Annotated in this window: 2 protein-coding genes; one reads left to right on the top strand and one right to left on the bottom strand. The window is 64.1% G+C overall.

The window, feature by feature from the left end; genetic code table 11:
* Positions 1 to 464: substrate-binding domain-containing protein (locus EOD07_RS34335; RefSeq protein WP_164772839.1), on the bottom strand; the 464-nt coding region annotated here is incomplete at its 3' end.
* A gap of 211 nt (positions 465 to 675) precedes the next feature.
* Between EOD07_RS34335 and EOD07_RS34330 the strand changes: the two genes are divergently transcribed.
* Positions 676 to 1427 (top strand): ROK family transcriptional regulator (locus EOD07_RS34330; RefSeq protein ID WP_164772838.1); only part of this gene is annotated, 752 nt, incomplete at its 3' end.

The raw sequence follows: 1427 nt of genomic DNA, 5'->3' as shown, positions 1-1427 counted from the left end.
CTCGAGGCCTTGTCGCCCAGCGTGCCCTTGGCCCACTGGCCGATCAGTTCGCCGGCCTTGAAATTGTCGGTTGCGAAAGTGGCATCCGCGGCATCGATCGGATCGAGCGGCGTGTCGAGCACGATGACCAGAAGGCCGGCGTCGCGCGCTTTCTTGATGGTCGGCACGATCGCGCTGGAATCGCTCGGCACGATGGCGAAGCCCTTGGCGCCGGCCGAGATCAGATTCTCGATGGCCGCGACCTGGCTGTCATTGTCGCCGTCGAATTTGCCGGCAAAGGTCTGCAGGGTCAGGCCGAGCTCCTTGGCCTTGGCCTGCGCGCCTTCGCGCATCTTGACGAAGAACGGATTGCCCTCGGTCTTGGTGATCAGGCCGACGATGTCGGCGGCATACGAGGCCGTGGCCATCGCGCCGTAAAAGGCAAGGCCGGCAACGGCCGCCTTCAGGATAGTCCATTTACGCATGATTTCCTCCCAGTGAACCACCTTCGGCGCCGGCCAACCGGCGCCTGCGGAGCGCCCACCGAAGTTCTCCCAGCGTGGGCGCGATGTCAAAAAGACACCAGTCCGCAACGGCTGTCAATAAATAAATCACTCTTATTTATTATTGACACTCTTGCGCTGTTCACTCATTCTGAACGAAAAGCGTCGCGGGGAAACAGACGGGAGGAACGGGGTGGAGACCGGCATTGCGAGGCGCGGTTCGCCCGAGGCTTTGGAAAGCCGGCTGCATCGCGGCACCAACCAGAGCGGCATGCGCGACCACAATGAACGGCTCGTGCTGTCCCTGGTGCGCCAGCATGGCAGCCTGGCCAAATCCGACATTGCACGCATGACCGGGCTGTCGGCCCAGACGGTGTCGGTGATCATGCGCGAGCTCGAGGAAGACAAGCTGCTCGTGCGCCAGGCGCCGCTGCGCGGCAAGATCGGCCAGCCCTCGATCCCGATGGCACTCAACCCGGAAGGAGCCTTCTTCATCGGCCTCAAGATCGGCCGGCGCTCGGCCGAGCTCGTGCTGATCGACTTCCTCGGCAATGTGCGCGCCATGCTGCAGCATTCCTATCGCTATCCCGCGCCGCGCGAGACCGTCGAGTTCGTCACCGCCGGCATCAAGGCGATGCGAAGCGAGCTTACGCCGGCTCAGGACAAGCGCATTGCCGGGCTCGGCATCGCCATGCCGTTCGAGCTATGGAACTGGGCCGACACGGCCGGCGCGCCGCGCGAGATCATGGACGAATGGCGCCATCGCGACATCCGCGCCGATATCCAGGCGCAGTGCGAGTTCCCCGTCTATCTGCAGAACGACGCGACGTCGGCCTGCGGCGCGGAGCTCGTCTTCGGGCGGGCGGGCGGAGCGCGGGATTTCGTCTATTTCTACATCGGCGCCTTTGCCGGCGGCGGCATCGTGCTCAATGGCCGCCTTTACAG

The organism is Mesorhizobium sp. M2C.T.Ca.TU.002.02.1.1, from assembly GCF_003997225.1.
This window is presented reverse-complemented; position numbering and strand designations above follow the sequence as displayed.